This window comes from Marinitoga sp. 1155, assembly GCF_001021175.1.
Taxonomy (GTDB): Bacteria; Thermotogota; Thermotogae; order Petrotogales; family Petrotogaceae; genus Marinitoga.
The window spans coordinates 25,196-52,173 of sequence record NZ_AZAX01000004.1 but is presented as its reverse complement, the minus strand read 5'-3'; the positions used below and the strand labels follow the sequence as shown (position 1 = coordinate 52,173).

Below are 26,978 nucleotides of genomic sequence, written 5' to 3'. Positions count from 1 at the left end.
TTAAAAGGAGGAGAGTTATGGGGAAATTTGATGCTTATGATTATGAAGAATTTATAGTGAATGCGTTTTATTTTGGGATTAAAAAAAATTATAAAATTGGGCAAAAGAAAAAATGGGATCCAGCTAATTTATGTGATAGTTATAATTTCAATATACGAACATTCAATTCACCTTTATCAAAGGATATTGAAAAAATAAAAATAGGGTTAGGATATGCTGTAGAAATATATTTTCATCATTTAATAGAATATCTTGGCAAAAAAAGGAAAGAAAATGATTTAAATTTTGTTTCTCAATATGAAAACGACTTTCTTAAAAAACTTATATCAGCAAAAAAATTAGATGAAATAGCAGATTTAATGGAAGATTTTATAGAAAAAATACTTGATAAATATTTCGAAACAAAAAATGAAAATATTGTTTTAAAAAAGAAATGGTAAATTAAGATAAATTTTATGTTAATTTCATATAATAAAAGGAGGAATTTTATGAAAAAATACAAAGTGCTTTTCCATTCAATTGATTTATATTACTTTGATAAGAAGGAAAATAAAAATCAATCAATTAATATAGAACATTTTTTCAAATGCCTAAAATCATATCTTTTGACAAAAAAAATAAAAATACAAAAGAGTATATTAAATGGTATTATATTACCAGATAATTATTATATTCAATATATCCCTAATTTAAGATATGATGTTTTTGTATATGGTCATATATCTAATAATTCAAAACCTGTTATTGCTGACACTCAAGAACAAGAACTTGAAGTAATAGAATTGGGGGAAGGTCGGGGGCAATTATATTATAGTTATACTGTGAGATATAAAAATTATTTTTGTAACAAAAGTGCGCTCGGTGTTAATTTTCAACATTTTAAGGATTCTATAAATTTATTATCAAAAAAAATTATTGCAGAAAACGATTTAGATGATAATGTAACTTCTAAATATTTTAAAAAAAATGTTTTAAATCAGTTATCTAATTTTGAAATAAATGATAATTTATATTCAAAGAATTTAAATTTAAAAGATTTAATATTAAAAAAAGGTTATAAGACTCATAACATAAAAACTAATATTAAGGTGAATCTTAGTCGTTTGGATAATATTGGAGACTTTTTTAAAAGTGTTGGTGGTTTTGATGACGAGTTGAAAAATTTAGAAGATATTGATAATTATAATCTTTCTATCGAAATTAAAATTTCAAAAAACCCGAAAAGAAAGTATAGCAATCAACTAAAAGACGAAAAAATATTAAATGAAAAACAAGCAGTTTTAGATAACTTTTTCAGCAACTTCGCAGAATATATTGAATCAAATAAAATTGAATTAATTTCGCCTGAAGAAAATAACTCAAGTAAATTGTTTAATTTAAACAATAATAATGTTAGATTTGTTGCAGATGTAATTGAAGGAGAAGACCCTGAAAAAAATGATTTTGTTAGTTATGATTTATTAAATAAAATGTATTCACAATTAAAAAAGGAAGTTGAAAGCGGGTGGGAAAGTGAATAAAAAATCAGAATATAATCATAAAGAAAAATATTTTTTTATGTGGATTGTGATATGGTTTACTATAGGAATGATTATTTCATTTATTTTTAAAAAACCTATAAAAAATTTAAATAATACACTCATAACGTTTTCAATAACGATGATAGGTTTTGTTTTAACCGCAAAAACAATTTTTGCTAGCTTAATTAATACATCAGCTTTCGAAAAAGTTAAAAAATTCAAAAAAGGGAAGCGAACTTTAAATATTTTAAAACTTTATTTTTCAACAGGTATTTATTTGTCTCTATTGTCTTTTATTTTTTCTTCGATCGATTCAGCATTTTATAGTATTGAGTACATTAACTCCATATATTATAAAGTTTCTTTTGGATTTTCCGTTAATGTCGTATATCTTATTATTCTAATAACCAAAGCCTTAGGAACTATGATTGAAATTATTATAGAGTATAAAGAGGATAAAAATGAGGATTTGGATTAATATTTATTTATATCTCGGATTACATCCGAGTTTTTTTTATTTTGTTAAATTACGATAACGTCGTATAATATATATTGTTATTAATCTATAATGTTTAATCCTATGACGTTTATATTTTGTATCACTTCGATAAGTTAACCGTAAAATATTCCTGAGGTGATGCGAATGATAGTGATTAAATTACTTGTAACTGAAGAAGACTTAGACTTATTAAAAGATTTTGGATTTATTTTCTGGGATGAACGAAAACTTACTCAAGAAGAACTTTATAATTATTATAAGTTTTTACTTTCATTACAGAAGGTTTCTAAGGAGGGAAGCGAAGAATCATGAAAAAAGCTGCTGCTTATGCGAGAGTTTCGACAAAGGATCAATCAAAAATTTCAATTGAAGGACAATTCAAAACAATAGAAAATTTTGCAAAACAATATGGATTTAAAATAGTTGACTATTTTTCAGATAAAGACTCTGGTAAAAAAATGAAAAGAGAACAATTAGATGTTCTTTTAGAAAATGCTTATAAAGGGAAATATGATGTGATCCTTGTTGAAAAGTATGATCGTTTTTCAAGGGCTGGAATTGATGGGCAAATAATAATCCAAGATTTAGAAAAAAACTATAATGTACTAGTTATTGCTGCATTAGAACCCTTTGATGTAAGTACTCCTCAAGGACGTTTTACAAGAACGATTATTCTGGCTTCATATACATTAGAAGGGGAAATGATTTCTCAAAGAACTAAAATGCGAATGAAAGATATAGCATCAAAAAAATATTGGATGGGTGGAAATCCTCCTTATGGTTTCGATAGTTATCAAATTATTGACGAGGAAGGAAAAAAAAGAAGAAAATTAAAAATAAACGAAGAACAAGCAAAAATAGTTAGAGAAATTTTTGAATTAAGATTAAAAAATATTGGTTATTCTGAAATTGCTAAGCGTTTAAATGAACGAGGTATAAAAAATGCACGTGGAAAATTATGGCGAGGTTCAACAATTTTAGATATGATCAACAATCCATTATATGCTGGTATATACATTTATGGAAAAGGTAATAAGAGAAGTAGGAAAAGATCATCAGAATTGAAAGATGCTGTAATAATAGAAAACTTTGTTGATCCTATTATCCCTAAAGAAATTTTTGAAGAAGTAAATAAAAAGAATGGAAAATTAACTTCTGCATTGACAAAAAATAAATATTTATTAAAAGGATTAATATATACAGAATTCGGAGATAGAATGCTTGGTTCTGGTGGTAAAACTCCAAGTTATGTTTCTTCTGCTTGGCAATACGGAAAAACAAGAACATATCTTGGTATATCTAAAAGTAAAATAGAGAGAGAGGTTTTTTTGCGTGTAAAACATCAATTATTGAAATTAGATTTTAATGATGAAGAATTTTGGGAAGATTTTGCAGAAACAATTAATTATATTAAAAAGTTAAAAATCAACGTTGAAAACGATAAAATTGCTGCTTTAAGAAAAAGGTTGGAAGAAGTTGAAGAACAATTAATAAATTTAACAACGGCAATAAAATCTGGAATTATAAATGATGAAATAAAAAAAGAAAATGAAATTTTGATGAAAGAAAAGAACGATCTAATAAATAAAATAAAAATGTCTAATGTTAATATTGTTGAAGAAACACCTGAGAATTTGAGAAAAAAATGGAAAGAAAAAATAGAAGCTCTTGAAAATTATGATGAGGATAAATTAATAGAAATCTATAATCAATTAATTGAACAGATTATCGTTTATAAAGATAAGTATATTGAAGTAAAATTCAAACAGTTTGAATAATACGTGTTTTTACTAATCCATTTAATGCGGGGTGGGGCTGCCAATCAATATAAGTATTTTTACTTATAGAACGAACTGCTCTGACAGATCCAGAGCAGTTCTTTTTTATTTACAATATCTTTATCATTTCTTCACTTTTAGCTATATCATCCGGACTAACAAATTCAAGATTTTGTTTTATATCAACTCCAACATCGTGATAAATTCTTGCTATCAATTCACTACATATGTAAGCATTCGGATTATCGAAATTCAATGAATCTTCAAATCTTTCTTCATCAGCAACTATTCCAATTATTTCTGAAACAGAATTTAATACTATTCAAAACATTGATGAATTAAACATTTTATTTTTTTGGTCCATCTTTCAATTGTAATCATGTCCACTGCCCACTTGACAAATACAATTTGTATTACACGACAATAATATCGCTATGCCAATTACAAAATAATTGCGTTATTATTAAAAGTTTGTTTTTATGTCAATGTTGTAATTCTTGACATTTTGTTATATAATATCAATTGAATAGAAAAATAAAGGTGATTATTATGGACTCAAAATTTAGTCAGAGAATTAAAAATTTACGAGAAAGAAAAGGTTTGAAGCAAATAAAATTGGTAAATATGTTGAACGTTGGGCGTTCAATCGTTTCGTCTCGGGAATTAGGTAAAAGCAAACCGAATTTAGAAGTAATCAAACAACTTTCTAAAATCTTTGACATCTCAGTCGATTTCCTTTTAGGAATAAATAACAAAACAACTCCCATCGAAGATAGCAAACTTACTTTAAAGCAAATCCCTGTCTATGGTTATGTTGCTGCTAACAGTGAACATGGGGAAATTGCGTACGAAGAATTGATTATATTGTTATATCAAATGGCATGAAAGGAGATTCAATGGGGCCTCGTTTAAAGGATAGAGATGTAGCTGTAGTTTTAAAACGACCAATACTTGAAAACGGAGTAATTATTATCAACAGAGATGAGGGAGTAGTAAATATTATAAATCCGAAAACGCAACAACTTTGATCAGTTTAAACGAAAATCACCCGTCAATAGTAATACCAAGGCGAAATTGGAATAACATTCTCATCGTTGGTAAAGTGGTGGGAAAATACGAGAAGTGGGAGTGAGAAATTATATCTTTTTTGGAATTTTCACATTTGTTATAGGAAGTTGTTACATAATATAAAAAAAGAAGAATATCGGAGAAAAACGAAGATTTTAACTCTTAATTAATAATAATTTATTTCAATCAAGTTGCTAAATATAACATATATGTTATATAATACAGATGTAGGAGAAAGATATTTATGAACGAATATTTATATTATTTCCCTATTTATAATGATGAAGATAAGAATAGAATAAAAAAAGAAGTTGAAGAAAATTTTAAAAATAAAGGCTCAAAATCCTCTTATAAAAAATTAAAACTATTTCTAATAAACATAAACAAAGGTGGAAGAAAATATATCTTAAAATTAATTGATGAAGAGAAATTTAAAACACACAAAAATAAAAAAATAGCTCATATAGACGATTATAATAATTTTTCTCTTTACGAACTAAGAATACCTCCACAAAGTCGTACAGGTGTTTTTAGAGTCTATCTTACATTCTATCCCGAGAAATTTTATTTAAATAATAATGTAATTATATTAGAAGCAGAATTTAAAACAGAAAAAAAAGCTAAAAAAATTGAATCCGCGTACAATAATTTGAAAAGTTTAGTTGATGACGCTTCAAAATAAGGAGGCTTTTTTATGAATAAAAATATGGAAAATGATATAATCAGGAAAATCAAAGAAGGAAAGCTTGAAAAATTTGAATTAAAATCAGAATCGTTGGAAGAAGAATTAGAAAATATTATTATAGATTTAGTAAGCAAATTAACTTTAATGAGGATGGAACAAGGTGTTTCTCAAAAAGAGCTTGCTGAAAAAATAGGTACAAAACAAACAGCTATTTCAAGATTAGAAAATGCAAGTTCAAATCCATCATTAAAATTTTTATTAAAGATAACTAAAGCATTAGGCGGAGAAATGAAAATAACTCCACATGGCAAATATACTTATACTATACCAGAAAATTATAGAGAAACTTTTGAAAAAATTGCAAAAAGCGAAGGTAAAACAATTCAAGAAAAAATAGATGCATTAATTTCAATGGAAATTATGAACTTTTCTTATAAAAAAATAAAAGTTGAATTTAAAAATTTTAACAGAAAATCAAACAGAAAATCAAAAAATAATGAAAATGCATTTAAAGCAGCCTAAGAGGTGGAACTAATGAAGGAGTCTTATATTCAATTAATTTCAGATAGAATAAAAAAATTTTCATTTGAATTTGATGATACTCTAATTAATGAACCTTTTCAACCAGAATTAAAAATTGAAGCTATTCAAAAATTTAAAGAAAAAATTGCTAATACTCCTTATAATTGTATTCTTGGTTTAAATATTAAGTTGATTTTTAAAAAAGGGAGAAAACATTTATTAAAACTTGAAATGCGTATTGAAGGAGAATTTATGGGTCATCCTGAAATGGAAGAATATGAATTTAGAGTTCTAGTTATTAATTCTGGAATTATAAACCTTTTCCAAATTGCACGGGCTAAAATATTATCGATCTCTTCACAATTTGGATTTACTCAACCAATTTATTTACCTTTAATGGATATAACAGATTTTATAAAAGAAGAAAGGGAAAAAGCTTTAAAAAATTTGGAGGAATAATTATGAAAAACAAATACGGATATAGTCCGAAAGGTGATGTTGTTTATATAAAATTAAAAGATTCAAAAAGTAAATATGGTGATATGATTGACGATAACATCGTACTTTTTTTCGATGATGATACTGATGAAATTGTAGGAATTGAAATATTATCGTTTAAAAAAACTTTAGAAAAAGGAAATTTAGAAAGAAAATTAAAAAATTATAATTTAAATATTTTTGATGATCTAAAGAAAATATATTCTTCAACCAATATTAGTTAGCGAGACCTTAGCGGTCTCGTTTTTTATTTACATATCTTAGATATATTAATTTTATGTTAAGGAGGGGATAGGAGAATATGTTTGGTAAGAAAAAAAGAAGAAAATCACCAGAAGTTTCTTTAAGAACTGGTAATAGACTTCTTGAGATTATAAATGAATCTATTTATATTATTAATACATCATCAAATTATTCTACTATAATTTCAAGATGCGATCTTGTTGTGGATTACAGTTATAAGTTATTAAAAATGCACGAGAACAGAGAAATAAAAATAAAAAGAAAGGATAAAAAAGAATTTAAAAAAACTATATATGAAATGCATACGATAAGAGAAGAGGCTTTTGAAAATCTTATAAATGAAATAGTAGAAAAAGCTGAAAATAGAATTAATAAGTTAAAATCAAAAGATCCAAAAATAAAGGCAATAAAATCTTATATTGAAAAATTAAAAAAATATGAAACCCTTATAAAAACTAGAAGTAATAAAAAGATTTATAAAAATGCTTTATATAAATTAAAAGCATTAAAAAAAGAATTTAAAAAAAGTAGGTAGGAGGGATATTATGGATGCTTTGGATTATGAATATTTTATTTTAAATGCTTTTAAGTATGCTTTTAAAAGAGATTATGGGATTGTAAAAAATCTAGGAAGAGGTCAAGACCCTGCAGGATTGGGTGAAGCGTCATATGTTTCATATGAAGATCCTGATAATATAGAAAAAGCAAAGATAGGTATATGTTACTCTATTGGAATCTATTTAAAAGAATTAAACGAAATAGTTCTTAGTAAGGAAGATTATGAAGAATATAACTATTTAAATTCATTTATTAAAAGAATAATATCTGCTAAAAATTACGAAGAGGTATTAAAAATTCAAAAAGAATTTGTAGAAAAAGTCTTTAATAAATATTATAATCTTTCAGATGGAATTATAACTCTAAAATGATTTGTTTTGTTTCACTATGGTTGTTTTTTCATTGTTTTTATGTAGTATAATAATATTGTGAGGTGATAAAAAAAGTGAGGTGATAAAAATGTTAAATACATTACAAAGTGTTATTAGTATCTTTTTAACAACTTTAAATATTATATGGTTTTTTTCTGTTAAATCTAGGAATCTTATTTTAAAATCGATAAATTATATAACAAATAAAGATGTAATTTTAGAAGCTAACCTCCATTTTATCTTAGAAGAAGATAATTGTGATAAAGAATTTGTTTTTAATAATTTTATTAAAGAATTATTCGTTTTCTTTGATAATGAAGACAAAAAAATGATAAAAAAGACAACTAAAAATGCATATTTTAGATTAGGAGTAAATAATTATTTTATTACTTTCGATGAATATGAGTTAAAGATAAAGTTAGAAAAAACTCAAACAACTTATAGAACACTAAAAAAACATATAAATAAAGTTTTGGATTTTATACATCATATTAATTCTAATGATAGTCCTTTAGTAAAATTTGGTTTTAATTTTGAATATGGTGAATTAAAGAGTTCATTTGATAAAAAAAACCCATATATTTCTTTAACAATTAAAGATCCTTTCAATGTAGAAAAATTTGAAATGGTTTTAACAACCAAAATAGATAAAGATTCTAAAGTAATTTTAAAAGAAAAAAGTTTGATCTTATATGCTAAAAGATTGGATTCTTTTTCGCTATTATTTAATAATTGGTATTAGGATTTAGGAGGTATTAATTAAATGAATGATTATTCAAAAAGTTTGTGTGCCTTTTTGCTTAAAATGCAAGATGAACAAGAAGAAAAAGAAATAATAAAATTCATATTAGAAAAAGATGCCAAAGCCGAATTTTTTCCAAAATCAAATAACCAAAAACCTTTTGATAATGCTGGCCCAAAAACAGTATGGAGATATAAAAAAGAAATAAAGGTAAATAATAATATTTTGGTTGAATTTGATATAACACATGAAACACTAAAAAATGAAAAATTCCATATTCCATGGGAAGAAACTATATATGATAAATTAATTAAAGTTGATGAAGGTAAATCATATTTTTTTTATAATAATATGAAAATACTTTTTTTTGACTTTAACCATAAAATGGCAAATAGTGTATTAAAAAGATCCTTAAAAAAGGATAAGTATTTTCAAAAAATGAAAGTGAATTTTCCAAATTTATTTAAAATTAAAGAAATAGAGGATTTTATAGGAGAAATTGAAGGGTTTTGGTCAGGATTAAATAAAGATAATATTAGAACTATTGCTGGTTTTGGAGGAGATGTTTCAGATTCCACACTATTAAAAGAAAATGTTGATAAATTAAAAGCTCTATATTTTGATTATATATCTAAAAAAGGAAAATTATTTGAACGAATTCTATTAAGCAATAATGGCGTATTAGCTGTTCGAGAACAATTAACGATAGAGGATTTAATAACATTATACTTAGAATTAATAGAAAGAGGTTTATTTTTAATTAATTAATCCTGGATTTTCCAGGATTTTTTATTTCATAAAATAACAAAAATTCAGTATAATATAAATAATTATACAATCAAACCATAATCTAATGCATCCCTTTAATGAAAATATATTAAAATAATTCTGAGGTGATGCGAATGATAGTAATTAAATTACTTGTAACTGAAGAAGACTTAGACTTATTAAAAGATTTTTGATTTATTTTCTGGGATGAACGAAAACTTACACAAGAAGAACTTTATAATTATTATAAATTTTTACTTTCATTGCAGAAGGTTTCTAAGGAGGGAAGCTGAGAATCATGAAAAAAGCTGCTGCTTATGCGAGAGTTTTGACAAAGGATTAATCAAAAATTTCAAATGATGTATTTGTTAAGTAAAAGGAGGACGTGACTACAGTTGCTCCTTTTTGTCACTAAAACATATTTTTATATAATCTCAAAAAATTATCTCCCAATATATTCTTAATTTCTTTACTATTATATCCATGTTTTATTAACGTCTCTACAAATTTATCCATCTCATGATAACCTTTTAATGTATCTCTTGGTTCGTTTCTAAACATATCACAAAAATCAAATCCAAGCCCAACATATTCAACACCAACAAGATTTGAAATATAATCTATATGTCTAACAAGACCTTCTACATTATTTTCATCTGGACTATCAGAAACAAATGAACCATTTGCATTTATACCTATAACTCCACCCGTTTCTGCAATAGATTTTATCTGTTCATCGGTTAAATTTCTCATAGAATTAAATATTTCTCTGACATTAGAATGCGAAGCAATAATAGGATTAGATGAAAATTTAATAACATCCCAAAAACCTTCGTCATTCAAATGACTTACATCTATAATCATCCCAAGCTTTTCAGATTCTTTCAAGACTTTAACACCAAAATCAGTTAATCCTCCTCTTTTTCCTTCAATTTTCGGCATAAAAAAACTTCCATCTGCAGCATAATTTCTTCTACTCCAGGTTAAGCCAACAAATCTTACGCCGAGTTCATAAAAAATTTTTAGTAAATTCAGATCATTTCCTATTGGTTCTACTCCTTCAAAAGATAACATAATCCCTATAATGTCATTCTCAATCGCTTTTTCAATATCCGAATAATTTCTACATAACATTACTTTTCCTTTTAAATTTTCAAGTTCCTGATAAAACATACTTATTTGATCCAGAGCCACACGAAGCGCCATTTCTGGTAAATAGTTATTACTTATAAATATTGATGAAACTATTATATTTACTTCACCCTTTATAAAATCAGGAAGATGATATTTTTTAATTATATTTTCTTCACCTACAAGTCTTTTTTCATAAATATCTGCAAGCAAATCTAAATGTGCATCAACCACAATATGATCTTTTAACATTTCCATAATATCACTCCATCATTATTAAATAATAGAATTGGTATTTAATATCTAATGTTTTATTTAATTTCTTTATAATATCTAATCGAAACTTCAATTATCTTTTCCAGAGCTTTAGTTATATTTTCTATAGACATACTTGGTATATTTGATTTTTCTATAACCTGTTCAGGTAAATAAGGCACATGAATGAAACCACCTATTGTATTTTTAAAATCTCTATGAATATAATACATAAGGCCATATAACAAATGATTACAAACAAATGTACCTGCTGTATTTGAAATTTTTGCTGGAATGCCTATATTTTTTATACTATTAACTATTTCTTTTATAGGTAAATTGGAAAAATATGCATTCTCTCCATCAAAAAAAATTGGTTTATCTTCGGGTTTATTTCCTTCATTATCTTCTATTCTGGCATCATCAATATTTATTGCAACTCTTTCTATTGAAATATGTGCTCTTCCTCCAGCCTGACCGACACAAATAACAATATCTGGCTGTATTTCACACATTTTACTTCTCAATACTTCTATAGATTTATAAAAAACCGTTGGAATTTCCATTTTTATTATTTCTGCATCCAATATTTTATCATCCAATCTTTTTACAGCTTCAAAAGAAGGATTTATTTTTTCTCCACCAAAAGGTTCAAATCCTGTTATTAATACCTTCATAATCCACCACCTTACACAACTATATTCTTCTTCAAAATATTATTTTCGAAATTATAAATATTCTCCAATGTTGTTTCAGCTATATTTATTAATGCCTCTTTAGTAAAAAAACCCTGATGTCCTGTAATTAATACATTCGGAAATGTTGTTAATCTTATAAAAACATCATCATCAATAAATTCTTCTGATAAATCTTCAAAAAATATATTTTCCTCTTCTTCATATACATCTAATCCTAAATATCCTATTTTCCGCGTTTTTAATCCTGTAATTACAGCTTTTGTATCTATTAAACCACCTCTACTTGTATTTATTATCATAACACCATTTTTCATTAAATTAATATTTTTTTCATTTATTATATGATATGTATCTTTATTCAAAGGACAATGTAAAGAAATAATATCCGATCTTCTAAATAAGTCTTTTAAATCAGTATATTCCCCAACAAACTCATTGCTGGGGAATTTATCATAACCCAAAATTTTCATCCCAAAACCTTTTAAGATATTTGCCACTATTCTTCCAATTTTTCCCGTTCCTATAAGTCCAACTGTTTTTCCATGAAGGTCAAATCCCAATAAGCCATCAAGAGAAAAATTATTTTCTTTTATTCTGAGATATGATTTATGAATTTTTCTATTTAAAGATAAAATTAATCCTATAGTGTGTTCAGCAACAGAATATGGAGAATACGCTGGTACATGAACAACTTTAATTCCATATTTTTTTGCTGCTTTTATATCCACATGATTAAATCCAGATGACCTCAAAGCAATTAACTTTACATTATTGTTCTTGAGTATTTTTATTACATCTACATTTATATCATCATTTACAAAAGCACAAACTACATTAAATCCTTTTGATAAAATTGCCGTTTTTTCATTTAATTTTGACTCAAAATATTTAATATCATATTTATATTTTTCATTTGCCCTATTAAAAAATTCAATATCATATTTTTTCGCACTGAAAAAAGCTACCTTTGTACTCATAAATATCCTCTCCTTAATAATAACTTATATTTATATTATACCGCATTTTAATTTCATTAAATTTATCTTATTATTAAGACTGTTTTTATCCGAATTAAAATTGAAATAATATTATATTGTATAATTTAATAGTGAAATATAATAAATATATTAGATAAAAATAAAATTCATACTAAAAAATTATAAGAAGGAGAAAACTCCTTCTTATAATTTTGATATATTAAATTTTATAGGTGTTGGATTAGAAAGATTATCGGATACTGGACATCGTTTTTCAATAGTTGACAACCATTTTTTTAACGTTTCATCATCTGCGTCAGTTTCTAAATAAAATGAAACATTAATTTGAACATATCCCGTTCGATCAGGAGATTCTTTACCAAGAAATCTATCTGGATTTAGGTCTCCAGCAATATCTATTTTCATTTTTCCTAAATCAAAACCCATTTCCTTTGCCACCAAATGTCCTACAACATTTAAACATCCTGCAAATGCTGCTAGCAAATATTCAACAGGATTAGCACCTTCATCTTTTCCTCCCAAACTTTCTGGTTCATCTATAACCATTTCAAAATTTCTTGCTTTCACAATAGTTTTTGTTGGATTTTCGCTTTCAGACGTAATTTTAAAATTCATAAATGCCATAATATCCCCCCTATTTTAAAATGGATAATTCTTATCTAATTTAAGTATACATCAATCTTGTTACAAAAACATTAATATCATAACAAAAATATGTGGAAAAGTATACTGATTTTTATAATATTATATCACTTTATAAAATGGCAAATGCTGAATATATTTTCCTCTAAAGTTAGTTTCTTTCAACATCAAAGCCGAATCTAAATCATGAAAAACAAAAGCTCCTGTTCCCAATGCAAAATTAACACTTTGATTTATACCTACACTCGATTCACCCATACATCCTATCATTAACTGTAAATTAGCAGCTTTAACCATCTCAACAATAGCAAATGCATCAGAAATACCTGATTTCATAAGTTTTATATTAATAAAATCAACAGCTTCTAACTTAATTAACCTCATAACATCATACTTTGTTTTTGCACTCTCATCAGCTCCTACTGGAAAGGATGAATTAAATCTAACAAATTTAAGCCCTTCATAATTTGAAGCAATAACAGGTTGTTCAAAAAGTGAAATATCTATACCTTTAGAATAAATTACTTTTGCAAATTCAATTGCCTGTTTTGTGGTATATCCCATATTTGCATCAACAATATATTTAGCACCTTTTGTATTTTTATATATTTCTTCTATTACTTCTATATCTTTTTTTAAATCTTCACCAATTTTTATTTTTATAACATTAAATCCAGATTCAAAAATATATTTAGCTTCTTTTACCATCTCTTCGATATTATCAATACCAACTGTTTTATCTGTTTCTATCTTAGTTTTAGCCCCACCTAAAATTTGATAAACTGGCGTGTTAATTTCTTCTGAAAAAGCGTCGAGAACTGCATATTGTACCGCTGCTTTTAAACTTGGAAAAGCAAAAAATTTATCCATGATGTCGAAAATTTGTCTATAATTTTTTACATCTAATCCAATTAACAATTCTCTGATATCCTCTTCTAATGGCAATAAAGATTCTACTTTTTCCCCATTAACCCTAAACGATGGTGATGCTTCACCAAAACCTTTAATTCCATTTTCCAGTTCAACAATAACTTCTATATTTGTTGCAGAATCAGAAATACTTCCGGTGATATGAAAAGGTTTATTATATTCGTATTTTTTTAACGTAAAAAAAACATTTTTTATTTTACTCATTAATTTCAACCTCCTCAAAATTAATAACCTCTATATTATAATTATACTTATCAGAATATATATTTTCTATTTCAGTTTCTAATTCACCAACCTGATTATCATATGGGTCACTTCTCCAGAATTTTTTCCCTGGAAAAGGTTCCATAAAGTTATTATTAGCAACCATTCTAAACCCATTCAGATTAACAAAATAAAATTCTTTAAATTTTGGGATATTCCGTCTTGCACCACCAAATGATAAATTGGCAGGAAGCCAACCATATGGTTCAATATAAAATAAAGCCCAATCATGTGGAGATGCAAAATATTTATTAATATACCACCCCGATTGCCAACGAGCTGGAATACCAGCAATTCTACACATAGTAATAAAAAGCAAGGCTTGAAATCCACAATCTCCTTTTAAATTCGTTGCCACAAATTGAGATATATTCCCATATATAGAGTAAGGTTTTACATATGAATAATTTACATTCAATGTGATCCAATCATATATTAACTTTGCTTTTAAATACGGATTCTTCTCATCATTAATTATTTCCTTTGTTAAATATTTTAAGTAATGAGTGAAAAGAATATTTAGTTCGCTATACTAACATTTTATCATATAAAAAAACTAAAATCAACTAATATATTTTTAAAGTTCAAAAATTATAGTATAAATTTTAAATGGCTTATAATGAAATTTTGAAGATTTTATTTCTTCCAAATTATCCAATAATATATCTGATAAATAGACCTTTTTATAATCGAATTTTATATTAAAGTCACATAAACCTCTTTTTCCTTCAACTTCCACTAATCTTATTATTAATCTATTTTTTGCTTTAAAAACAGAAATAACCTTCAATGGTGAAAAATCAATAAACTTATCTACAATTTTTATTTTTTTATTTAAAATTCGAAGAGGCTTATTTAATCTTTCGGATTCAACATATATCTCTTCAAGATTATTTGAATGACTCATAATTGAATATAAAAATTCATGTTTTCCCTCATCTGCTTTTAGATCAGGATAAACCGGACCGTGTATTAATGATAATCCTAAAACATTATGGTCAACTGATGCACTATATATTCCATCATTTAAAATAGCTACACCAAAATCCGGCTCGGATATTTCCATCCACCTATGCATATATACTTCAAACATTGCTTTTTCATACGAAGTATTCTTATGAACTGGCCTTGTTATATATCCTCCAGATATATCAAATCTGGCATACCGGGATAATACATCTACAGGAAATAAAACTTTCAATAATTTTTTTCTTAAATTCCAATTAACCACTGTTTTTATATCAATACGCTTTGAATCTTTAACCAATGAAATATATTGCATTATATCAGTTCCATCATATTCATAATACGTTCTTATAACCTTTCTAAAAATTCCATCCTCAACAATTTTTATATCCTTAATTTCTAATTTTTCACCAAAATACTTATAATTATAATCTATATCCCAAGCTCCCCAAGCTAAAGGAACATCATCATAAATCATTAAAATATTCCCTTTATCTTTAAACAAAGACCTTTTCTTTTTTTTATCATAAACTTTTATACCATCTTTCAAAATTTCTACAAAATAATTATTATTTTCAAGATTATATGTTTTATCACTTTTTTTCTTTTGTATATATGGTTTTCCTTTCTCTAATTTTTTATTTGAAAATTTATTTAAAGGCGATATACTATAAAGATATTTACCATCATATGTTTTTTGAGAAGGTAATTTAAACGGTTTATCCGTAATAAAATAATTATCACTACTATAATTACCATAATTTACTAATACAGCTTCATTACTAATTTCTAATTCTTCACTTATTATACCCTTACAATTCTCTATTTCCTTTTGTAATGAGGACTCCGATTCTTCATATACTTCTTTAATTGAAGAACCAGGAATAATATCATGAAACTCTCTTGTTAACAAAACCTTCCATGATTTCTCCAATCTTTTTGATGATTTATTTTCCAATGCTAATATATATTCTGTAAAAAACAACTCGTCTTCTAATTTTTTATGTGATTTCTTTGTTTTTAACTGAGAAAAATGGGTCGCTCTGTGAAATTCAAAATACAATTCATTATCCCAAATAGGTATTTCTTTATTTTTAATATCATTGTTTAAAGTTTCAAAAAATTTACTCCCTGTTGTGGAAATTAAATTCGGAACATATGGTAAATTATTGGTTACTTCAAAATCTATCATATGTATTTCAGAAGGGCCACCTCCACCATCACCATAACCATATGTTAATAATGTCCCATCAAATATATTTCTATTTCTAAAATTATTAAATGTCTTTAATACACATTCTGCATCTAAATGTCCATTATAACCTTCCTTTGGATTATTAAAGCTATGATATAAAATTTTACTTCCGTCAATTCCATGCCAATAACATATATCATATGGAAACTCATTTTTTTCATTCCATGTTAATTTAGTAGTGAAAAAATACTTTACTCCTGCCTGTTTTGCAATTTGAGGCAATATCCATGAAAATCCAAAAACATCTGGTAACCAGCATACATTAGAGTATTTTCCAAAATTTTCTTTAAAAAATTTTTGCGCATAATAAAATTGTCTAATTAACGATTCAATCGAAGGTATTTTTGTATCAGATTCTACCCACATACCGCCATTTGGATCCCACATACCTTTATCTGAAAGTTTTTTTATCTGATCAAACAGATTAATATCATTTTTTATATCCTCATACATTTGAGGACTGGATTGTATAAATGTAAAATATGGATACTTTTTAGCAAGTAAAGTTGCATTTGAAAATGTCCTCTTTATCTTTCTTTTAGTTTCTTCAATAGGCCAGAGCCACGCATAATCAATATGCGCATGGCCCACAACATATACATTTCCTATTTTCGGATATTTTTTATGTAATTTTTTTAAATTTATCTCTAAAAAATTCAATGCCTCAGATACATCAATATTCATACCATTGAATTTTTCAAATTTTGGTCTTGACCAGACAGATGAAAGTTGATTATATAAATTTGGTGAGTTATTTATTGATGAAAGATATTCAGAAGTTTTATGAGGAATATCTATTTTATGAAAGGTTAAATTAATTAAACTGGATAATTCATCATTTAATGAATCATTTTTAGAAATCTCTATTAATTGGGATATTCCTATAAAATATCGTATTAATTTTCTCATATCATGATTTATTTTTATTAAATTTGCTCTTTTAAATATAGTTTTTTTAGATGGGGTTCCAAAAAGATTATAAGGAACTGTCTCGGCTTCAAATAAATGTTCTTTACCATCTGCTATAAAAGATAAATCTATTTCTTTATGATATTCATTTATTTCACCATAAGGATTTCCATCTATCTTTATTAATGTTTCACCACCAAACCAGAATTCACCATAATAATCATGTGGTATTTTTAACTTTTTTCTAAAAACAACTGGAAAAGGTTTATATTCCCATTCAAAACCAACACTCACCTCAAAACTTTTTCCATTTTGAAAAAATTCCCAATTATTAATAGGAGTAATATCTATATATTGATATGGATAAAGATCGTCTATCATTTTTTTTATTCTTAATACTTCATGCTTAATTTTATGATACATAATATCCCCCCTAATAAAAATTTTCACTTAATTTTATTCTTTTCTTATTATAATTATTTTACCACATAAAAATAAATCTATTTTAATTTCGACAAAAAAAGCGTAATATGATTATAAATCATATGAAAAGTATATTTGCTATAATATGGCTAATTAAAAACATATTATTCTATTATTATTTAATTCAAAAGGGTGAGGATATATACGAAAATTGCTTTTTTAAGTACAAAAAAATATGATATAGAATTTTTTAATTATGCAAATAAAAAGTATAATTTTGACATTAAGTATTTTGAATCAAAATTAAATGAAAAAACTGCTATTTTAGCAAAAGATTATGATGTTGTTTGTGCTTTTGTAAACGACAATCTAAATGAAAATGGAATTAAAATACTTAAAGAAAATGGAATTAAATTAATTGCTTTAAGATCTGCAGGATTTAACCATGTCGATATTTCAGCTGCAAAAAAATATAACATAAAAGTCGTACATGTTCCAAAATATTCACCATATGCTGTTGCAAAACATACAATAGCTTTAATTCTTTCATTAAATAGAAAAATTCATAAATCTTATTTAAGAATAAGAGAAAATAATTTTTCACTCGATGGTTTATTAGGGTTCGATTTGCATGGAAAAATTGTTGGTATTATTGGCACTGGAAAAATCGGAAGAATTACAGCAAATATTTTAAAAGGGTTTGGCATGAAAATTTTAGGATATGACAAATTCCTAAATGATAAATTTATTGGAGAATATGTTGATTTAAATACATTATTTAAAAAATCAGATATTATTTCTTTACACTGTCCTTTAAATAAAGATACATACCATATCATAAATAAAAATACAATTAATTTGATGAAAAAGGGTGTAATGATAATAAACACAAGCCGCGGAGGTTTAATAGATACAAAAGCTGTAATAGATGGATTGAAATCAAAAAAAATAGGTTATCTTGGATTAGATGTTTATGAAGAAGAAGAAAATATTTTCTTTGAAGATTTATCAGAAGAAATCATTGATGATGAAACATTTCTTAGACTAACTACATTTCCAAATGTATTAATTACTGGTCATCAAAGTTTTTTCACTCAAGAAGCTTTAACTAATATTGCTGAAACCACATTAGAAAATATTAATAATTTTAAAAACGGAACACTAAATCAAAATATTGTAGTTTAAAAAGGGAATTAAACCTTCCTTTTTCTTATGTCATGTTCACTTTTTTGATGTTTATCACTTAAATTAGAAATATCACCATAATGTCCTAAAACAATCAAAGTAATCAAAATAAATTCATTTTCAATACCCAAAGTCTCTTTAACTCTTATAGGATCAAAACCTGCTATTGGATGAGCAATCAACCCAAATTGTGTTGCTTGAGCTAACAAATTACCAACAGCTAATCCTGTATCAAAAAGAAAATAATTTCTATTATCAGATAAAACACAATCATCCTCTTTTTTAGTATACACTGCTATTATTGCTGGAGATTTTTTTGCCCAATAATTTCCACCTGGCAAAGCCTCTTTTACCTTTTCTAAAAGCCCTTCCTCTGAAATTACCCTAAAATTCCAAGGTTGTTTATTTGCACATGAGGGGGCCAATTTAGCTGAATATACTAAAAGATCTAAAATATTTTTATCAATCTTCTTTTCAGATATTGCTCTATAAGCTTTTCGATATTTTATAATCTCAGAAATTCCAAAAAAAGAATTTAAATATTTTTCTAATTCGATAAAAAATGTTTTCAAACAGTAGAATTTTTTTCTTGAATTGCCAAATGGATCAATTATTTCAGCAATGTATTCCTTTTTCTCATCAGATTTTTCTATTTCTAATGAAATAGAAATTTTCATATCTACAGCATCAAAAAAATGCTTATCAGCACTATACTTAATAGTTATCACGTAATCATCTTTTACTTTAATATCTTCATATAGTTTCAATTTAAACTTACTCATAGTATTCCCCCTGGCATTTCCAAAGCACTTAACGCTCCTTTTTTTGTACAAATCATTTCTCCTACTTCATTAGCAAACTTAACAATCTTAAAATAATCTTTTTCCCCTTTAGAGAAGTATCTACATTATATTCCTTCATCTTATTTACTAGAAAAATACCCTAAGAATCATTTCCTACATTTCCTAAAATCGAACTTTCACCACCTAAAAGAGATACAACAGCGGCAACATTTGCTGGAGCTCCACCAGCTTTTTTTTTCAAAACGAACTCCTTTTGATAAATCTTTATTTTTATCCAAACATATAAAATCAATTAACATTTCCCCTATAGTCAATATTTTTTTCAAATTACCACCAACCTCTGAAATATTAACACTAATAATATCGTCTTTTTCATTATCTTTTATTAATAAATAAAATATCTAATTATTTTATCCATCTCGAATATCTTGCAATATTTCTATATATTCCAACATGGATGATTAAAACTGTTTCTTTATTTTTTTATCTATTTTGTTCATTTTTATTTTCCTCTTTTTGTTCTTTTTTATTTTACCATTTACAATTATTTCCAATTTGAATTCCAATTTTTGGAATTAGGATTTGAAACCAGATAAAGATGTTTTCTTTATATTTGGCTTTATGAATTCGAATTCCAATTTTTGGAATTAGGATTTGAAACGTTCCAGTGTTAGCATCTTGTCCTTCAATTATAACGTGTTTGAATTCCAATTTTTGGAATTAGGATTTGAAACACAAAGGATATATCAAATGGCATTTGTATAAGATATTGTTTGAATTCCAATTTTTGGAATTAGGATTTGAAACACAAAGGATATATCAAATGGTATTTGTATAAGATATTGTTTGAATTCCAATTTTTGGAATTAGGATTTGAAACCAAACATACAAGCACCTCCAATATTTTAACATAAATCTTTGAATTCCAATTTTTGGAATTAGGATTTGAAACCGTCCTTCTATCACCGTTCTGTCCCTTCCCTATCTCTCTTTGAATTCCAATTTTTGGAATTAGGATTTGAAACTTTCTGCGACTGACTTACACTGAAAGTTTTTATTTCTTTGAATTCCAATTTTTGGAATTAGGATTTGAAACATACCAATATTTAGTTTTTTTATCTAAATTTTTATACCTTTGAATTCCAATTTTTGGAATTAGGATTTGAAACGAGGTATATCGAAGAGGTGGGACTGTTTATTATACAGACTTTGAATTCCAATTTTTGGAATTAGGATTTGAAACATAATAAGGGGTTAGAATTAGCCCCTTTGTTTTAACTTTGAATTCCAATTTTTGGAATTAGGATTTGAAACATTTGAAATAGAAGAAGGAGAATACAGAAGATACAACTTTGAATTCCAATTTTTGGAATTAGGATTTGAAACAAAAATGGCGAAGCGACAAACACCGTAAAAGAGATATACTTTGAATTCCAATTTTTGGAATTAGGATTTGAAACTGCAGGAATAATAATTGAACCAAATCCAGAATTTGTCTTTGAATTCCAATTTTTGGAATTAGGATTTGAAACCTATATCCTGCATCTATAACACCAGCGGTTGTATTTACTTTGAATTCCAATTTTTGGAATTAGGATTTGAAACAACAACTGCAATTAATAAAGAAATAATGAAAATATCTTTGAATTCCAATTTTTGGAATTAGGATTTGAAACTTAAAAGGTGTTGCTGCGCCATCTCCAGTATTCCCTTTGAATTCCAATTTTTGGAATTAGGATTTGAAACTTCTGATATGTTCGATTATGGAGATATGCTCCATAACCTTTGAATTCCAATTTTTGGAATTAGGATTTGAAACTTATATTGTTAGAAGTGAAGATTATATCTATGGAATTTCTTTGAATTCCAATTTTTGGAATTAGGATTTGAAACTTTAGATTCTGGAAGGACATCGTGGGCTTCATCTACACTTTGAATTCCAATTTTTGGAATTAGGATTTGAAACTTATTACTTGCTGTAACAGTAAAATCTACTGCGGTATTAACTTTGAATTCCAATTTTTGGAATTAGGATTTGAAACCTTATAGAATTAGGACTTAACAGTTTATTACAGAAGCTTTGAATTCCAATTTTTGGAATTAGGATTTGAAACTCTTGAAATAATTCTTGTTGCGGTTTTCGTACAGACTTTGAATTCCAATTTTTGGAATTAGGATTTGAAACTCTTGAAATAATTCTTGTTGCGGTTTTCGTACAGACTTTGAATTCCAATTTTTGGAATTAGGATTTGAAACAATTCAACAATATTAATACTAACAAATTCAACGAATCTTTGAATTCCAATTTTTGGAATTAGGATTTGAAACTTTTCACAATCTCGCCTCTTTTGTTACAATTTTCTCTTTGAATTCCAATTTTTGGAATTAGGATTTGAAACCTAAATCTCCAGGTTCCATTTGTGACAGAGATAGTATAATCTTTGAATTCCAATTTTTGGAATTAGGATTTGAAACAAATAGTTTTTTTTAATCTACATGGTAAAAGACCACACTTTGAATTCCAATTTTTGGAATTAGGATTTGAAACTAAAATCACCTCTATTTCAGGACTATATTTAAAACTTTGAATTCCAATTTTTGGAATTAGGATTTGAAACTAAAATCACCTCTATTTCAGGACTATATTTAAAACTTTGAATTCCAATTTTTGGAATTAGGATTTGAAACACGGCCAAAAGTAGTTCATCCTACTATTAAATACTCTTTGAATTCCAATTTTTGGAATTAGGATTTGAAACTTACTTGTTTATGCTTTAAAAGGCGATTTAAAAGACTTTGAATTCCAATTTTTGGAATTAGGATTTGAAACACTTAGCCATAAAAGAACAACAAGAAGAAATAAAATTACCTTTGAATTCCAATTTTTGGAATTAGGATTTGAAACGCGGTATTTCGGGTATATCAATTACCATCATTATTTCTTTGAATTCCAATTTTTGGAATTAGGATTTGAAACTAGTAATCTCTATCCCCATCAGGATAAGATACTATGTCTTTGAATTCCAATTTTTGGAATTAGGATTTGAAACAAAACTTTATTTTAGACAAGCTGGTTTTGGAGTTACCTACTTTGAATTCCAATTTTTGGAATTAGGATTTGAAACATCACGAACCTATACCATATATAAAACCAGATGTAACTTTGAATTCCAATTTTTGGAATTAGGATTTGAAACACCACTCTTGTGAAATCTTTTTAGAATTCCTTTTTTTATTACTGTTTTCTTGAATCTTTTAATTCAAATTATATTTCACTTATTAAAAAAAACAAAACTTTTGTGAGTCTTATTATTATATAGAATCGCAAAACTCTTGGTATTATTAAGAAAATGCTATTTACGAATTTAAATTTCACTTTTTCACAATCATATTATAAAGTTATCTTCTTTCTTAAAAATATTTTCTTTTAATGTTCCTATTTTTTCTATATTTTTTACATTAATAGGAATAATTATTATTGAATCATTTTTTTTGTTGATATGAGGATTTATTTTCATTAAAATATGATATAACTCTTTTTCAGGTATATTCAAGTAAAAAACACTATATTGAATTCTTCTCCCATAATTTGCAAGTATTTTTGAAATCTTTCTTCTTTTTTTATCTTCCTGAATATCATAACTAATTATATATGACTTCATTATTATCATCTCTCAATAGTAAATGGAATGTATTCCATTTCATCCAGAATTGCTTTTTGAAACATTCTAATTTGTGCTTCAATTATTCTTATATATTCTATTGAGATTTTGGCTGGTTTATAATAATGTTTTTTCTTTATACGTTTGAAAATTTGTTCAACAAAAATCTTTTTTGCACTTTGAGATATAAAAATAGCTCCTGAGACATCTTTTTTAAAATCTTTTTTCTTAATTATTTTTTTATTTATTACAGAAAGTACCACACTATCAATTAATAAAGTTCTAAATTCTTCCATCAAATCTAATGCAAGTGAGGCTCTTCCATATTGTGTAGTATGTAAAAAACCAAAATAAGGATCAACTCCAATTGATAAAATCAGACTATATACTATATTATATAAAATTGTATAACCAAAACTTAATAAAGAATTTATTTCATCCGTTGGAGGCCTTCTTTTTCTTCCTTTAAATGTAAAATTTTCTGGTATTAATTTTTTATAATATTCAAAATATTCTTTTGTAGCAGCACCTTCTATGCCACGAAGCTTTCCAATTTCTTTTTCTTTTAAAAGAGCTTTTTTATATTTCAAAAAATTAATCTTTATTTTTTTCTTCTTTAAAAATATTTCCATGTTTTTTATTTTTCCATATATTATTTTTCTTGTTAATTCCATTTTAAATTCGGTATTTTCAACCTTTTTTAAATGTTTAATTCTTAGAAAATTATTTTTTGAAAAATATGGAGTTATTACAGATATGTTTTTGCCATACGATGAATTTATAATTATTGGAATATTATTTTTCGACGCAAGTTCTATAGCTTGTTTTGAAATTGAGAAAATTCCAAAAATATTTAAAGAATATATCTTATATGAGGGGATAGAAACTTTTTCTTCTCCATAAGAAATTTGAAAATTCTCTCCACTTTTCCCTATGAATACTCCATGCTTAAAAATAAATATTGGTTCCTTATCAAATTTTGATGGCATTATTTTCATTTTGCTCTTTTCTTTTTCACTTGGTTGACATATCTCAAAAAGGCTACATTCCTTACATTTTTTTGTATACATTGAAGAAGGAATATATGTTCCATTTTTTATTTTTTGAATATCTCTTGTTATATCATAAAGTTTTTTTAGCCTTTTTTCTGTGAAATGTATTCTGAAAGTTTTTTTAGAACCCTCATATTTTAATATACCAGAAATATTTTCAGGTTTTTCTGAATAAGTTTCACAATATGCCATCATATATGCTACCAATTGAATAACATCACTTTCAAATGGCTTTATGGATTTACCTTTTTTTACTTCAACTATTTTTGTTTTTTCAGGTGTTTTTACTATATTGTCTATATATCCATATATTCCAAATTTTTCAGAAGCAACAAATATTTTTTTGATCTTCTTCCAATTTTTTGTAGAACTTTTTTTAGTCTTTATTTCATTTATTAATGCTCCTTTTGTTATGTGTTTGTTTTCTCTTGATAATCCAACAATTTCTTCAAGATAATACCTATATTTACAATATAGATATGCATTTATTGAATATATTGGAATTTCAGGACTCATAACCCACCCCTATCCCCTATCTATAGGAACAATATCAAATTTCCATGATGGCTCTCCGAACAATGCCTGAGCAACAATTGCATCTTTCCCAATAAAAACTTTTATTTCACGATTACCAACATAAATTTTTCGAATATATAGGTTATAACGAAAGCCTTTTATTTCAGTATTTCTATTTACAAGGTATACCGGATAAAGAAATGTTATATTTTTAAGATTTTCATATGTAGTGTTAATCTCCAAATATGCAAGAAAAAATTTTTTTTCTGGAATTATTGTTGTAATCATTTTCAATTTTATCTTTTCTCTTTTCTTTTTTAATTCTCCAATATAAATAACATCTTTTTCAATTCTCTTTATTTCATAATTTGAAAGAATATATAGAATATCGTATTCATATTCTTCTATATTAAACGTATTATTTTGATCGATTATTTTAATATTTTCCTTATCTGTCATTCTAAAGTTTAGTATGTATTTATCTATAAAATTTTTTATTGATTTAGCATTTTGGAAAATTTTTTCATGATCATTATTTATCATATTTTTAAAATAATATATCCATTTTTTTGCTTGTTCAAATCCTTCATTTTCTTTAATAAATGCATACATATATACAATATAATAAACATAATATATCCTTTTTAAAGATTTATATGGTATTTTTATATTATACATTTTTAATAAATCGTTGGCATATTTCTCAAAAAATTCATTATCTTTTATAAAATTAGTTTCAAAGATAAATAGAAAAAAAGCAAGTTGCAGAATTAAAGGCCCAGCATATATTTGTTTATAATTTATTTTTGTTTTTTTAAAAATGTTGTTCATTTTTTCACCAAACTCTTTTCTCGTAATTTTTTCTATATTTAAAAATTCTTTTTCTATTTTATTTTTTAAAGAATTTGGAACTATAGATATAACCTCAGGAATATATTCTTCCCTTCCAAGAATTCTGCCAGCTCTTCCCAACCTTTGAAAAAATTCATCTTCTTTTGATGCTTCAAAAATTAATAAATCTATTTTTTCAAAGTCATAACCTATATCCACTGTAGGTGTGGCAAAAATTAATTTTTTACTTAATTCGTTTTTTCTTAATCGAGAAGATTTTACTACCCCTGTTACCATTCCTGGATTTAAATCCGATAGCTTTTCTTTTAATAAGGCAACTCTTCTTAGCGAGCTTGAAATTATAACAATATTAAGTATTCCATTGTATTCCTTTCTAACAATATTTTCAATTTGTTCAATATTGTTTTCTATTGTTCCATACATAAAAGATAAATTTATATCTGATAATGATTTTTTTAACGGTAAATTTTTATTTTTTTCATATTTCACTTCGTATGATGAAATATTTATTTCAAGTTTTGTCTTTATATAATCAAGAATTTCTGTAATAAATATAGAAGGTGTTGCAGAAAGAAATAGAAACTTCTTTATCTTTTCAGGATTTATTCGTTTTATTTCAGCGTATGTAAAAAGAAAATTTGCTGCTAGAAATCCTTTTATTGGATCATAATAATGAAATTCATCAAATGCTATAAAATCAAATTTATCTAATAATTGAATCTGCATTTCGCGCTTTATAGAGGTTATTCTTCCATAATTTTGAAATAATATCATATATAAGATATCAGGATTTGATATTATTATATTTTTTTGTAATGAATTAAATGTTTTTTTTATGAATATTTGATTTGATTGATTTTCACTTTTTTCTTCCTTGATTCCTGGTGATGTAAAAATTTTCACGTTATATTCATTATCAAGATTAGTCTTTTTTAGATATTTTATTACTTTTTCTTTATACTGATTTATCAATTCGTTTATTGGTGCAATTATTAATACATTTTTGAATTTTAATTCTTTTATACTGTTTAACAAAGCATTCGTTTTTCCAGAACCTGTAGGATAGGTATTAAATACAACATCATATTTTTTTAATTTTTCTGCCGTTTCTTTTTGATGAAACGGTAAAAAAGACCCATTTTTTTTGTTTATAATCACAGGAATTTCAATACCTTTTAACAACAT

Annotated in this window: 28 protein-coding genes, 1 pseudogene and 1 CRISPR repeat array; of the genes and pseudogenes, 16 read left to right on the top strand and 13 right to left on the bottom strand. The window is 25.7% G+C overall.

Annotated features, from left to right (window positions below; translation table 11 throughout):
- Positions 1–17: 17 nt before the first annotated feature.
- From X274_RS02060 to X274_RS02045, 5 genes are all read left to right on the top strand, one after another.
- Positions 18–440 (top strand): hypothetical protein, encoded by a 423-nt coding sequence (locus X274_RS02060; protein WP_047265141.1) that lies wholly within the window; start codon positions 18–20, stop codon positions 438–440.
- 48 nt (positions 441–488) lie between these two features.
- Complete coding sequence (locus X274_RS02055; RefSeq protein ID WP_047265140.1) at positions 489–1,520, top strand: hypothetical protein; 1,032 nt, start codon at positions 489–491, stop codon at positions 1,518–1,520.
- Positions 1,513–1,998, top strand: coding sequence for a hypothetical protein (locus X274_RS02050; RefSeq protein WP_047265139.1), 486 nt, complete (start codon positions 1,513–1,515; stop codon positions 1,996–1,998). The genes X274_RS02055 and X274_RS02050 overlap by 8 nt, the downstream gene beginning before the upstream one ends.
- Positions 1,999–2,163: 165 nt before the next feature.
- The gene (locus tag X274_RS11915) at positions 2,164–2,331 is read left to right on the top strand and encodes a hypothetical protein (RefSeq protein WP_156166115.1); all 168 of its coding nucleotides are present in this window, start codon (positions 2,164–2,166) and stop codon (positions 2,329–2,331) included.
- Complete coding sequence (locus X274_RS02045) at positions 2,328–3,797, top strand: recombinase family protein (RefSeq protein WP_047265138.1); 1,470 nt, start codon at positions 2,328–2,330, stop codon at positions 3,795–3,797. The genes X274_RS11915 and X274_RS02045 overlap by 4 nt, the downstream gene beginning before the upstream one ends.
- A gap of 109 nt (positions 3,798–3,906) precedes the next feature.
- Here the strand turns inward: X274_RS02045 and X274_RS11910 are convergent, their stop codons facing one another.
- Entirely contained in the window at positions 3,907–4,053 is a 147-nt protein-coding gene (locus X274_RS11910) for a hypothetical protein (protein ID WP_156166114.1), read from the bottom strand.
- A 266-nt stretch (positions 4,054–4,319) separates the two neighbouring features.
- Here X274_RS11910 and X274_RS11420 point away from each other — a divergent pair, with 266 nt between their 5' ends.
- The 10 genes from X274_RS11420 to X274_RS02000 all read left to right on the top strand — a co-directional run bounded on the left by X274_RS11420 (position 4,320) and on the right by X274_RS02000 (position 9,252).
- Positions 4,320–4,682, top strand: coding sequence for a helix-turn-helix domain-containing protein (locus X274_RS11420; RefSeq protein WP_156166113.1), 363 nt, complete (start codon positions 4,320–4,322; stop codon positions 4,680–4,682).
- Positions 4,679–4,825: a hypothetical protein gene (locus X274_RS11905; protein ID WP_156166112.1), complete on the top strand. Its 147-nt coding sequence runs from the start codon at positions 4,679–4,681 to the stop codon at positions 4,823–4,825. The genes X274_RS11420 and X274_RS11905 overlap by 4 nt, the downstream gene beginning before the upstream one ends.
- Positions 4,826–5,109: 284 nt before the next feature.
- Positions 5,110–5,547: a hypothetical protein gene (locus X274_RS02035; protein ID WP_047265137.1), complete on the top strand. Its 438-nt coding sequence runs from the start codon at positions 5,110–5,112 to the stop codon at positions 5,545–5,547.
- 12 nt (positions 5,548–5,559) lie between these two features.
- Positions 5,560–6,072, top strand: coding sequence for a helix-turn-helix domain-containing protein (locus tag X274_RS11415; protein ID WP_052913129.1), 513 nt, complete (start codon positions 5,560–5,562; stop codon positions 6,070–6,072).
- A gap of 12 nt (positions 6,073–6,084) precedes the next feature.
- The gene (locus X274_RS02025; protein ID WP_047265136.1) at positions 6,085–6,531 is read left to right on the top strand and encodes a hypothetical protein; all 447 of its coding nucleotides are present in this window, start codon (positions 6,085–6,087) and stop codon (positions 6,529–6,531) included.
- Between the two features lie 2 nt (positions 6,532–6,533).
- Positions 6,534–6,794 carry a DUF2283 domain-containing protein gene (locus tag X274_RS02020; RefSeq protein WP_047265135.1) on the top strand — a complete coding sequence of 87 codons (261 nt, stop codon included), beginning with the start codon at positions 6,534–6,536 and terminating at the stop codon, positions 6,792–6,794.
- Between the two features lie 77 nt (positions 6,795–6,871).
- Entirely contained in the window at positions 6,872–7,348 is a 477-nt protein-coding gene (locus X274_RS11410) for a hypothetical protein (RefSeq protein ID WP_052913128.1), read from the top strand.
- A gap of 10 nt (positions 7,349–7,358) precedes the next feature.
- The gene (locus X274_RS02010; protein ID WP_047265133.1) at positions 7,359–7,742 is read left to right on the top strand and encodes a hypothetical protein; all 384 of its coding nucleotides are present in this window, start codon (positions 7,359–7,361) and stop codon (positions 7,740–7,742) included.
- Positions 7,743–7,830: 88 nt separating this feature from the next.
- Complete coding sequence (locus X274_RS02005; protein WP_047265132.1) at positions 7,831–8,484, top strand: hypothetical protein; 654 nt, start codon at positions 7,831–7,833, stop codon at positions 8,482–8,484.
- A gap of 21 nt (positions 8,485–8,505) precedes the next feature.
- A complete protein-coding gene (locus tag X274_RS02000; protein WP_047265131.1) occupies positions 8,506–9,252 on the top strand; it encodes a hypothetical protein in 747 nt (248 codons plus the stop codon).
- Positions 9,253–9,663: 411 nt separating this feature from the next.
- On the opposite strand, the gene X274_RS01995 is transcribed toward X274_RS02000, so the two are convergent.
- The 7 genes and pseudogenes from X274_RS01995 to X274_RS01965 form a co-directional block, all read right to left on the bottom strand.
- Entirely contained in the window at positions 9,664–10,641 is a 978-nt protein-coding gene (locus tag X274_RS01995) for a dipeptidase (protein ID WP_231580367.1), read from the bottom strand.
- 53 nt (positions 10,642–10,694) lie between these two features.
- The gene (gene pcp, locus X274_RS01990) at positions 10,695–11,315 is read right to left on the bottom strand and encodes a pyroglutamyl-peptidase I (RefSeq protein ID WP_047265130.1); all 621 of its coding nucleotides are present in this window, start codon (positions 11,313–11,315) and stop codon (positions 10,695–10,697) included.
- Between the two features lie 11 nt (positions 11,316–11,326).
- Positions 11,327–12,313, bottom strand: coding sequence for a 2-hydroxyacid dehydrogenase (locus X274_RS01985; RefSeq protein WP_047265129.1), 987 nt, complete (start codon positions 12,311–12,313; stop codon positions 11,327–11,329).
- A 204-nt stretch (positions 12,314–12,517) separates the two neighbouring features.
- Positions 12,518–12,958 (bottom strand): OsmC family protein, encoded by a 441-nt coding sequence (locus X274_RS01980; protein ID WP_047265128.1) that lies wholly within the window; start codon positions 12,956–12,958, stop codon positions 12,518–12,520.
- A 120-nt stretch (positions 12,959–13,078) separates the two neighbouring features.
- Positions 13,079–14,110, bottom strand: a complete 1,032-nt coding sequence (locus tag X274_RS01975) for an L-Ala-D/L-Glu epimerase (protein ID WP_047265127.1) — start codon at positions 14,108–14,110, stop codon at positions 13,079–13,081.
- Positions 14,103–14,690: pseudogene (locus X274_RS01970) on the bottom strand (transglutaminase-like domain-containing protein); the annotation flags it as partial. The gene X274_RS01975 and the pseudogene X274_RS01970, both read right to left, overlap by 8 nt.
- Positions 14,691–14,747: 57 nt before the next feature.
- The gene (locus X274_RS01965; RefSeq protein ID WP_047265126.1) at positions 14,748–17,723 is read right to left on the bottom strand and encodes an alpha-mannosidase; all 2,976 of its coding nucleotides are present in this window, start codon (positions 17,721–17,723) and stop codon (positions 14,748–14,750) included.
- A gap of 192 nt (positions 17,724–17,915) precedes the next feature.
- On the opposite strand from X274_RS01965, the gene X274_RS01960 reads away from it, so the two are divergent.
- Positions 17,916–18,908, top strand: coding sequence for a 2-hydroxyacid dehydrogenase (locus tag X274_RS01960; protein ID WP_272481038.1), 993 nt, complete (start codon positions 17,916–17,918; stop codon positions 18,906–18,908).
- A gap of 8 nt (positions 18,909–18,916) precedes the next feature.
- Here X274_RS01960 and X274_RS01955 read toward each other — a convergent pair whose 3' ends face one another.
- The 5 genes from X274_RS01955 to cas3 all read right to left on the bottom strand — a co-directional run bounded on the left by X274_RS01955 (position 18,917) and on the right by cas3 (position 26,978).
- Positions 18,917–19,690 carry a nitroreductase family protein gene (locus X274_RS01955; protein WP_197073311.1) on the bottom strand — a complete coding sequence of 258 codons (774 nt, stop codon included), beginning with the start codon at positions 19,688–19,690 and terminating at the stop codon, positions 18,917–18,919.
- Between the two features lie 160 nt (positions 19,691–19,850).
- On the bottom strand, positions 19,851–20,003 hold the full coding sequence (locus X274_RS11900) for a PfkB family carbohydrate kinase (RefSeq protein WP_197073310.1): 153 nt from the start codon (positions 20,001–20,003) through the stop codon (positions 19,851–19,853).
- A 261-nt stretch (positions 20,004–20,264) separates the two neighbouring features.
- Positions 20,265–22,908: a CRISPR direct-repeat array (repeat unit 36 nt; unit sequence CTTTGAATTCCAATTTTTGGAATTAGGATTTGAAAC).
- A gap of 189 nt (positions 22,909–23,097) precedes the next feature.
- A complete protein-coding gene (cas2, locus tag X274_RS01950) occupies positions 23,098–23,373 on the bottom strand; it encodes a CRISPR-associated endonuclease Cas2 (RefSeq protein ID WP_052913127.1) in 276 nt (91 codons plus the stop codon).
- A gap of 5 nt (positions 23,374–23,378) precedes the next feature.
- Positions 23,379–24,941, bottom strand: a complete 1,563-nt coding sequence (locus X274_RS01945; RefSeq protein ID WP_047265125.1) for a CRISPR-associated endonuclease Cas4/Cas1 — start codon at positions 24,939–24,941, stop codon at positions 23,379–23,381.
- Positions 24,942–24,950: 9 nt separating this feature from the next.
- Positions 24,951–26,978, bottom strand: coding sequence for a type I-D CRISPR-associated helicase Cas3' (cas3, locus tag X274_RS01940; RefSeq protein WP_047265124.1), 2,028 nt, complete (start codon positions 26,976–26,978; stop codon positions 24,951–24,953).

Bases quoted from the DNA above. Each gene is read 5' to 3' on its own strand.
- X274_RS02060 (WP_047265141.1), top strand. From the start codon at position 18: ATGGGGAAATTTGATGCTTATGATTATGAAGAATTTATAGTGAATGCG.
- X274_RS02055 (WP_047265140.1), top strand. From the start codon at position 489: ATGAAAAAATACAAAGTGCTTTTCCATTCAATTGATTTATATTACTTT.
- X274_RS11915 (WP_156166115.1), top strand. From the start codon at position 2,164: ATGATAGTGATTAAATTACTTGTAACTGAAGAAGACTTAGACTTATTA.
- X274_RS02045 (WP_047265138.1), top strand. From the start codon at position 2,328: ATGAAAAAAGCTGCTGCTTATGCGAGAGTTTCGACAAAGGATCAATCA.
- X274_RS11905 (WP_156166112.1), top strand. From the start codon at position 4,679: ATGAAAGGAGATTCAATGGGGCCTCGTTTAAAGGATAGAGATGTAGCT.
- X274_RS02035 (WP_047265137.1), top strand. From the start codon at position 5,110: ATGAACGAATATTTATATTATTTCCCTATTTATAATGATGAAGATAAG.
- X274_RS11415 (WP_052913129.1), top strand. From the start codon at position 5,560: ATGAATAAAAATATGGAAAATGATATAATCAGGAAAATCAAAGAAGGA.
- X274_RS02025 (WP_047265136.1), top strand. From the start codon at position 6,085: ATGAAGGAGTCTTATATTCAATTAATTTCAGATAGAATAAAAAAATTT.
- X274_RS02020 (WP_047265135.1), top strand. From the start codon at position 6,534: ATGAAAAACAAATACGGATATAGTCCGAAAGGTGATGTTGTTTATATA.
- X274_RS11410 (WP_052913128.1), top strand. From the start codon at position 6,872: ATGTTTGGTAAGAAAAAAAGAAGAAAATCACCAGAAGTTTCTTTAAGA.
- X274_RS02010 (WP_047265133.1), top strand. From the start codon at position 7,359: ATGGATGCTTTGGATTATGAATATTTTATTTTAAATGCTTTTAAGTAT.
- X274_RS02005 (WP_047265132.1), top strand. From the start codon at position 7,831: ATGTTAAATACATTACAAAGTGTTATTAGTATCTTTTTAACAACTTTA.
- X274_RS02000 (WP_047265131.1), top strand. From the start codon at position 8,506: ATGAATGATTATTCAAAAAGTTTGTGTGCCTTTTTGCTTAAAATGCAA.
- X274_RS01995 (WP_231580367.1), bottom strand. From the start codon at position 10,641: ATGGAAATGTTAAAAGATCATATTGTGGTTGATGCACATTTAGATTTG.
- pcp (WP_047265130.1), bottom strand. From the start codon at position 11,315: ATGAAGGTATTAATAACAGGATTTGAACCTTTTGGTGGAGAAAAAATA.
- X274_RS01985 (WP_047265129.1), bottom strand. From the start codon at position 12,313: ATGAGTACAAAGGTAGCTTTTTTCAGTGCGAAAAAATATGATATTGAA.
- X274_RS01980 (WP_047265128.1), bottom strand. From the start codon at position 12,958: ATGGCATTTATGAATTTTAAAATTACGTCTGAAAGCGAAAATCCAACA.
- X274_RS01975 (WP_047265127.1), bottom strand. From the start codon at position 14,110: ATGAGTAAAATAAAAAATGTTTTTTTTACGTTAAAAAAATACGAATAT.
- X274_RS01965 (WP_047265126.1), bottom strand. From the start codon at position 17,723: ATGTATCATAAAATTAAGCATGAAGTATTAAGAATAAAAAAAATGATA.
- X274_RS01955 (WP_197073311.1), bottom strand. From the start codon at position 19,690: ATGAGTAAGTTTAAATTGAAACTATATGAAGATATTAAAGTAAAAGAT.
- cas2 (WP_052913127.1), bottom strand. From the start codon at position 23,373: ATGAAGTCATATATAATTAGTTATGATATTCAGGAAGATAAAAAAAGA.
- X274_RS01945 (WP_047265125.1), bottom strand. From the start codon at position 24,941: ATGAGTCCTGAAATTCCAATATATTCAATAAATGCATATCTATATTGT.
- cas3 (WP_047265124.1), bottom strand. From the start codon at position 26,978: ATGTTGTTAAAAGGTATTGAAATTCCTGTGATTATAAACAAAAAAAAT.